Source organism: Tahibacter caeni (genome assembly GCF_024609805.1).
GTDB classification, from domain to species: domain Bacteria; phylum Pseudomonadota; class Gammaproteobacteria; order Xanthomonadales; family Rhodanobacteraceae; genus Tahibacter; species Tahibacter caeni.
Genome location: NZ_JANFVR010000260.1, coordinates 1 through 7,007, shown reverse-complemented (window position 1 = coordinate 7,007; position 7,007 = coordinate 1). Strand labels below are relative to the sequence as shown.

Genomic DNA, 7,007 nt, shown 5'->3' with positions numbered 1-7,007 from the left:
CGATCGGCCGCAGCAGCGCGGCCATCGGCGCGGCGGTCTGCGGCGCGAGCGCGCGGCGCAGGCTCGCGGCGAACTGCGGCGCGTCCAGCGGCTCGCCGTTGGACCAGTGCAGATCCGCACGCAGGCGGAATTCCCACTGGAGTCCGTCGTCGGAGCGCGTCCACGATTCGGCCGCGCCGGGCACCACGTTGCCGGCCGCGTCTTCCGTCACCAGGCCTTCGTAAAGATCGCGCAGGATGTTGCCGCAGGCGACTTCCTGGCAGCGGTGTGGATCGAGGGTCGAGGGTTCGGGGCCGTTGCCGCGCACGAGCTCCCGCGCCGCCGCGCCGCCCGGCAGCAGCAACGGCACCAGCAGTCCGCCCAGAATGGCGGCGCGGCACCGTGCGAGGGCGGTCGTGTCCGGCCGGCGGCCCGCGGCGGCGAAGGTCGAATCGCCGCTGCCGTGCGGCGCTGGCAAGATTGTGGGGATTGGCGGCAAGGTGTAGAAGCCTCGATGCCGGAGCTCGCGGGGAAGCTCGCAACGGCGCGAGTCTTCCGCGATTCGCCGATCCGGCGCAAGCCGCGCACGTTTCGTCGCGCCGCGGCCGGCTTCGCGGGCCTCCCCCTTTTTATCGACGCCGGCGCCCCAACGTCGCCGTTCCCTTCAGCCAGCGAGCCTCGTATGTCCGGTCCCAGTGCGGTCAAGGAAGTTCCGATCACGCGGCGCGAGGAGCTCGTCGAGTACATCGCCGGCGGCGCGCGGCCGCGCGAGCAGTGGCGCATCGGCACCGAGCACGAGAAGTTCGGCTTCCGTCTCGACGACCTGCGCCCGCCGACCTGGGAAGGCGAGCGCGGCATCGGCGCATTGCTCGAAGGCCTGCAGCGCTTCGGCTGGGAGCCGGTGCGCGAGAACGGTTATCTGATCGCGCTGTCGCGCGGCCTCGCGTCGATCACCCTGGAGCCGGCCGGACAGCTGGAGCTCTCGGGCGCGCCGCTCAACACCGTGCACGAGACCTGCTGCGAAGTCACGACGCACCTGCGCGAGGTCAAGACCGTCGCCGACGAGCTCGGCCTCGGCTTCCTCGGCATGGGCTTCCAGCCCAAGTGGGCGCGCGCCGACATGCCGTGGATGCCCAAGGGCCGCTACGCGATCATGCAGCGCTACATGCCCACGCGCGGCAACCTCGGCCTGGACATGATGACGCGCACCTGCACGGTGCAGGTCAATCTCGACTTCGGCTCCGAAGCGCAGATGGCCAAGATGTTCCGCGTTTCGCTCGCGCTGCAGCCGGTCGCGACCGCGCTGTTCGCCGATTCGCCGTTCACCGAGGGCAAGCCGAACGGCTTCCTGAGCTTCCGCTCCAACGTCTGGACCGACACCGATCCGGACCGCACGGGCATGCTCGATTTCGTGTTCGAAGACGGCTTCGGCTATGAACGCTACGTCGACTACCTGCTCGACGTGCCGATGTACTTCAGCTATCGCGACGGCCGCTACATCGATCTCGCGGGCCGCTCGTTCCGCCGCTTCCTCGAAGGCCGCCTCGACGAGCTGCCCGGCGCGGTGCCGACGTTGAAGGACTGGGCCGACCACATGACGACCGCCTTCCCCGAAGTGCGCCTTAAGAAATACCTGGAAATGCGCGGCGCCGACGGCGGCCCGTGGAACCGGCTCTGCGCGTTGCCGGCGTTCTGGGTCGGCCTGCTCTACGACGATGCGGCGCTCGATGCGGCCTGGGATCTCGTCAAGGATTTCAGCCTGGCCGAGCGGCATGCCTTGCGCGACGGCGTGCCGCGCCGCGGCTTCAAGCTGCCGTTCCGCGGTGCGACCGTGCGCGAGCTCGCGCTCGAGGCGCTGAAGATCTCTGCGCACGGCCTGGCCCGGCGCAACCAGCTCAACGCGGGCGGCGCCAGCGAAGCCGTATTCCTCGAACCGCTGATCGAATTCGCCGAGGCCAACCAGACGCCGGCCGAGCGCAAGCTCGAACTATTCCATGGTCCCTGGGGCGGCAGCGTCGATCCGGTGTTTCGCGAATTCGCGTATTGATGCCGCGACGACTGTCGCGGCGGCGGCGCGGTTCCTCGGCTCAGTCGAAGCCGTCGGCGAACAGGTGGTCGCCGCTGAGCCGGATCAGCGCGAAATCCGAATCGCCCGCATCGAGGCTGATCGCGGCGCCGACGTGCAGCCGCCCCTGGCCGAGGCTCAGATGCAGGCCGGTCAGGTCGCGCGGGCTGCCGCCGATGGCCGGCGCGCTCATCGTGATGCGCGTGCCGGTCGCGCCGTCGCCCCAGCCGGTGTCGTAGTTGCCGAGCGAATCCACGCGCGCGACCGCGAGCATGCGTGCAGTGCCGGCGTCGTAATAGCCGCTGCTCATGAGGTACAGCCGGTCCGGCTCGGTCTCGCGGCCGGCCGCGAGCAGCTGCGGAAAGCCGCCGGTCGACGTGGTCGGCTGGCCGAAGTCGATCATGCGCGGCGTGCCGGCGATGAGCTGGCCGTCGAGGCCGACCGCGAGCAGGAATGCCCGCGCCGGCTGCGCCGGCACGTAGGCGCGGCCGGTGATGACCAGGCGCGTCGCGCTGCCGCTGCGCACCGCGGCGATGCTGTTGCAGGCCGACTCGGCCGCCGAGCCGTTGAGCGCGAGCTGGTCGACGTACATGCCGTTGCCGTTGAAGCTGGCGAGCAGGCTGCCGCTGCGGCTGACCAGCGCAATGCCGAAACCGAGGCCGGTCGAATCGGCGAGATCGCCGACCCGGCCGCAGAGCGCGTAGTTCTCGCCGACCTGCGTCATCGCGAAGACGTCGTCGCGCCGGCCCGGATCGAACGGCACGCTGCGGAAGCCGCCGAACGCCGGGTCGACGGCGCCGCCGGCCAGGCGCACGACGAAGCCGTCGTTCGCGCTGTCGGCGCCGCTGCCGGCCGGCCGCGCGTGGCCGCCGACCAGCAGCCGCCCGGCGCTGTCGAGCAGTGCCGAGTCGGGAGCCGTGCTGCCGGCCGGGCCGACGTCCAGCGGTGCGGCGAGTTGCGTGCCGTCGAGCGCGTGATGCCAGATGCGCAGCTGCTGCTGGCTCGGCGCCAGGCCGATGACATAGAAGCTGCCGTCGGCGGCGATCGCCGCCGGATGCCCCGGCGTCAGCACGCCGGTGACCGGTATGGTGTAGCGCCCGCCCGGCGCGACCGACGTGTCGGCGCTGCCGTCGGGCCGGCGCACGGCGACGGCGATCTGGCGCTGCGTCGTGGTCACGCTGGCCATGCCGACGACGACGAGCCGGCCGTCGCCGAGCACGCGCGTGGCGATCGGATAGTCGTAGTTGTTCGCGCCGGTGTTGAACGCGACGCGGACGCGGCCGAACTCGACACCGCCCCAGCCCGTGTCCACCGATCCGTCGGGATTGGCCGCCGCCGGCTGCGCGAACGTCGCCGCGGCCGCCAGCAGTAACGCCATCACTTTCCTGAACATGGTGTTCCCTCGCTTGACCCGAAGACGCCGGTTCCGTGCCGGCGCCCAGTCAGTACGCAGTGCGGGGAAAAACCGTGAAATCCGAGGCGACCGACGTGGCGGCGCCGGGAAACTCCGATGACCAGCAGCCCCGGCGCGATTGCCGGACCCGTGAGCGTTTTCGCCGCCGTTCCGGGCGTGTGCGGTTCAGGACGCGATCGCCGCCAGCCGGCGGCGGCGCGTCCGCATCGTCCACTACCTTGGGGAAAGGCTCATGACCATTCATCGCTGTCGCGCCCGCCGGGCGCTCCTGCCGCTGCTGCTGTGCGCGGTGCTGCCGCTGCAGGCCGAGACCGATACCGTCGACGGCGCCTTGCCCGACCGGATCTTCCGTCACCGCATCGAAGGCCAGCCGGTCAGCGGCGAGTTCGTCATCAACGGTTTTCCGATGCCGTTTCCGGCCGGCTCCCACGCCAACGGCGCGCAGCAGGCTTCGCCGGCGGTGTATGCGGGCAGGTTCTATTTCCCGGCGTCGACCTTGCAGTCGAACATCAACGGCCTCGGCTTCGTGACCCTGAACCTGCAGCTGCAGCATCGCGGCACGACCTACAACCCGCTCGTGGCCAACAACGTCGCCGGCGTCCAGCTCGACGGCGTCTACCTGCAGCTCTTCTCGGCGACGGTCAGCGGCATTCCGGTATCGCTCGGCAGCGACTGCGTGTTCGGCCCCATCGTGCTCGGCGCGACCGGCACCTGGAACGGGGTCGTCGCGACGATGAGCGGCAACGGCATCACGATTCCGCCGGTGCCGGCGAGTGCCTGCAGCGGCTACGGCGCCACGCTGAACGGCTCGATCGCCGGCAGCAACAACGCGGTGACGATGGCGATAACGCTCTGATGGCTTCGCGCGGCGGCCGCGTCCCGGTCACTGCAGACGACGCATTGCCGCGCGCGCACGGTCGCGCTTGCCGGCGGATTTCGGCGACAGCGCGCCGTCGCGTTCGAAGCCGTCCCAGATCGCGACCGCGCGGCCGTAGGCCTCGGCGGCGCGCTCGCGCTCGGACGGCGCCGCGCTCCAGGACTGGGCCAGGCTGACGTAGACGTCGGCGAGGTCCTCGCCGTAGCCGGTACCGATCGCCTTGGCCGTCACGAGCGCGTCGAGGCGCTCGCTCGCGTCGGTCAGCGCGGTGCGCGCGGCCGCGACGCGGCCGGCGTCGAGTTCGGCGCGCCCGATATGCCATTGCGACAGCGCGACGCCGGCGGCGTAGTCCGCCGACAGCGCGGCCAGCTCCTGCTGGATGCCCAGCGCCTTGCGGTGCGCCTCGATCGCGCCGGCCGGGTCGCCGACCGCCGCGCGCTGCTCGCCGAGACGCCGGTAGGCCAGCGACAGGTCGTAGCGGATCACCGGATTGTCCGGCGCGGCGCGCAGGCGCATCTCGTTGACCTCGATCTGGCGCCGGACCAGCGGCAGCGCCTCCTCGGCGCGGCCGGCCCGGACGAGCTGGCGCGCGGCCCAGCCGGTGGTCGAGGTCACGCCTTCGCGCATCGAGCCGTTGTCCGGGTCGCGCGCGAGCATGCCTTCCATCAGCACGACTCCCTGCAGCGCCGAATCGACCGACGCGTCGAGCTTGCCGAGCGCGTCCTGCACCTGCACGAGCCGCGCGAGCACGACGCCGACTTCGCGCTGCCGGTAGGTGTCGTTCGGATCGCCGGCGACGAGTTCGCGAATCAGCCGCAGCGCGTCGAGCAGCGCCGTCTCGGCTTCTTCCATCTCGTTGCGGTCGACGCGATAGACGCCTTCGCGCAGCAGGCTGTTGTAGACCGCGTAGCGCACGCGCTTGTCGTCCGGCGTCCTGGCGAGTTCGGCGCGGCGCAGCTCGGCGGCATGGAGCTGGTGGCGCCGCGCGCCGTCCGCGTCGGGCTTGCCGTCGTCGCCGCGCAGGCCGAGCAGTTCGCTGTACAGGTCGAGCGCATCGCTGTATTCGATCGCGACCTCGCTGTCGCCGGGCGCCGCGGCATGCAGCGCGTCGAACAGGCCCACTGCCTCGCGCGTGCGCTCGCGCGCCGGATCGAGCTCGGTGTTCTGGTAATGCAGGTACGCGCGGCGCAGTAGCAGCCGCGCGCGCCAGAGCCGCGTCGCGGCGTTCTCGCCGTGCGCCTCGGCGCGGGCCAGCGCGGCCTCGGCGAGCGTGAAGCTCTGCGCCGCGCCGGCGAAGTCGCCGAGGTTGGCGCCGTAGGGATTGCCCTGCAGGTCGCCGACCTTCAGATAGCCGGCCGCGATCTCGCGCCAGAGATCGGCGTCGTCGCCGGCCTCGGCGCGCAGGCGCTCGAGATAGCCGATGCCGTCGCGCACGAGGCGCTGCTGCATCGGCAGCGAACCGGCCAGCTTCTGTATGCCTTCGTGGTAGTCGAACAGCAGGCTGTTCGCGAAGCGGCGCACTTCGGCCAAGCGCTGCTGCGCCCGCTCGCGTTCCTGCACGGCGACGTGGGCCTGGCGCAGCGCGACGGCGCTCGTGGCGAACAGCGCCAGCGCGGCGATCGCCGCGGTCGCGACCGCGGCGCGATGGCGCGCGACGAACTTGCGCGTCAGGTAGGTCCACGTCTGCGGCCGCGCCGACACCGGCCGGCCGGCCAGCCAGGCGCGCAGATCGTCGGCGAGCTCGCGCACCGAGCGGTAGCGCCGCGCCGGTTCGCGCTCGATCGCCGTGAGCACGATGTTGTCGAGATCGCCGCGCAGGTCGGCCGCGCGCAGCGGCGACGTCGCGTCGACCTGCTGGCTCGGCCGCGTCGCATCGCGTGTCGCGATGGCCTGCAGCAGCTCGCGCTCGCTGTCGCCGGATTTGCGGAACGGATGGCGGCCGGTCAGGGTTTCGTAGAGCACGAGGCCCAGCGCGTAGACGTCGGTCGCCGTCGTCACCGCCTCGCCGCGCAGCTGCTCCGGCGCCGCGTAGGCCGGCGTCATCGCCGCGGCGCCTTCGCGCGTGACGGTGGAGTCGTGCTGCTGCAGCAGCGCGGCGACGCCGAAGTCGAGCAGCCGCGGCATGCCGTCGGCGTCGACGAGGATGTTGGCCGGCTTGAGGTCGCGGTGCACGAGCAGATGGCGGTGTGCATGCTCGACCGCGTCGCAGACCAGCAGGAACTGGCTGATGCGCCGGCGCAGGTCCGGTGCCGTCTCGGCGAGCCAGCGCTGCCAGGTGCGGCCCTCGACGTATTCGAGCACGAGATACGGCGTGCCGTCGTCGGCGATGCCGGCGTCGAACAGCCGCGCGATGTGCGGATGATTGAGCTGCGCGAGGATCGCGCGCTCGCGCTCGAAGCGGCGCAGGCTGTTGCGGTCGTGGTGGCGCAGCAGCTTCAGCGCGACGACCTGCTCGAAATCGGTGACACGGCGCGCGCGATAGACGCTGCTCGAGCCGCCGCTGCCGACCAACGCGTCGAGCACGAACAGGCCTATGCGGCGGCCGCGCCAGTCGTCCTCGTCCGCGGCGGCGAGGATGCCGAGCGCCGCCGGGGGCAGCCGCTCGGGCAGTGCGTCCTCGTGCGCGAGCAGCGCGAGCGCCTCGGCGAGCAGCCCGGCGTCGTCGCCGCAGG

Annotated in this window: 5 protein-coding genes; 2 read left to right on the top strand and 3 right to left on the bottom strand. The window is 71.7% G+C overall.

Going from position 1 to position 7,007, the window contains the following annotated elements; all coding sequences use genetic code 11:
• Positions 1–349 (bottom strand): ABC transporter substrate-binding protein (locus NON22_RS18020; protein ID WP_257388334.1); only part of this gene is annotated, 349 nt, incomplete at its 3' end.
• A gap of 312 nt (positions 350–661) precedes the next feature.
• On the opposite strand from NON22_RS18020, the gene NON22_RS18015 reads away from it, so the two are divergent.
• Positions 662–2,026 (top strand): glutamate--cysteine ligase, encoded by a 1,365-nt coding sequence (locus tag NON22_RS18015; RefSeq protein WP_257388333.1) that lies wholly within the window; start codon positions 662–664, stop codon positions 2,024–2,026.
• 40 nt (positions 2,027–2,066) lie between these two features.
• On the opposite strand, the gene NON22_RS18010 is transcribed toward NON22_RS18015, so the two are convergent.
• Positions 2,067–3,422, bottom strand: coding sequence for a hypothetical protein (locus NON22_RS18010; protein WP_257388332.1), 1,356 nt, complete (start codon positions 3,420–3,422; stop codon positions 2,067–2,069).
• Between the two features lie 268 nt (positions 3,423–3,690).
• Between NON22_RS18010 and NON22_RS18005 the strand changes: the two genes are divergently transcribed.
• Positions 3,691–4,314 (top strand): hypothetical protein, encoded by a 624-nt coding sequence (locus tag NON22_RS18005; protein ID WP_257388331.1) that lies wholly within the window; start codon positions 3,691–3,693, stop codon positions 4,312–4,314.
• Between the two features lie 27 nt (positions 4,315–4,341).
• On the opposite strand, the gene NON22_RS18000 is transcribed toward NON22_RS18005, so the two are convergent.
• On the bottom strand, positions 4,342–7,007 hold a 2,666-nt coding region (locus NON22_RS18000; RefSeq protein ID WP_257388330.1), incomplete at its 5' end, for a serine/threonine-protein kinase.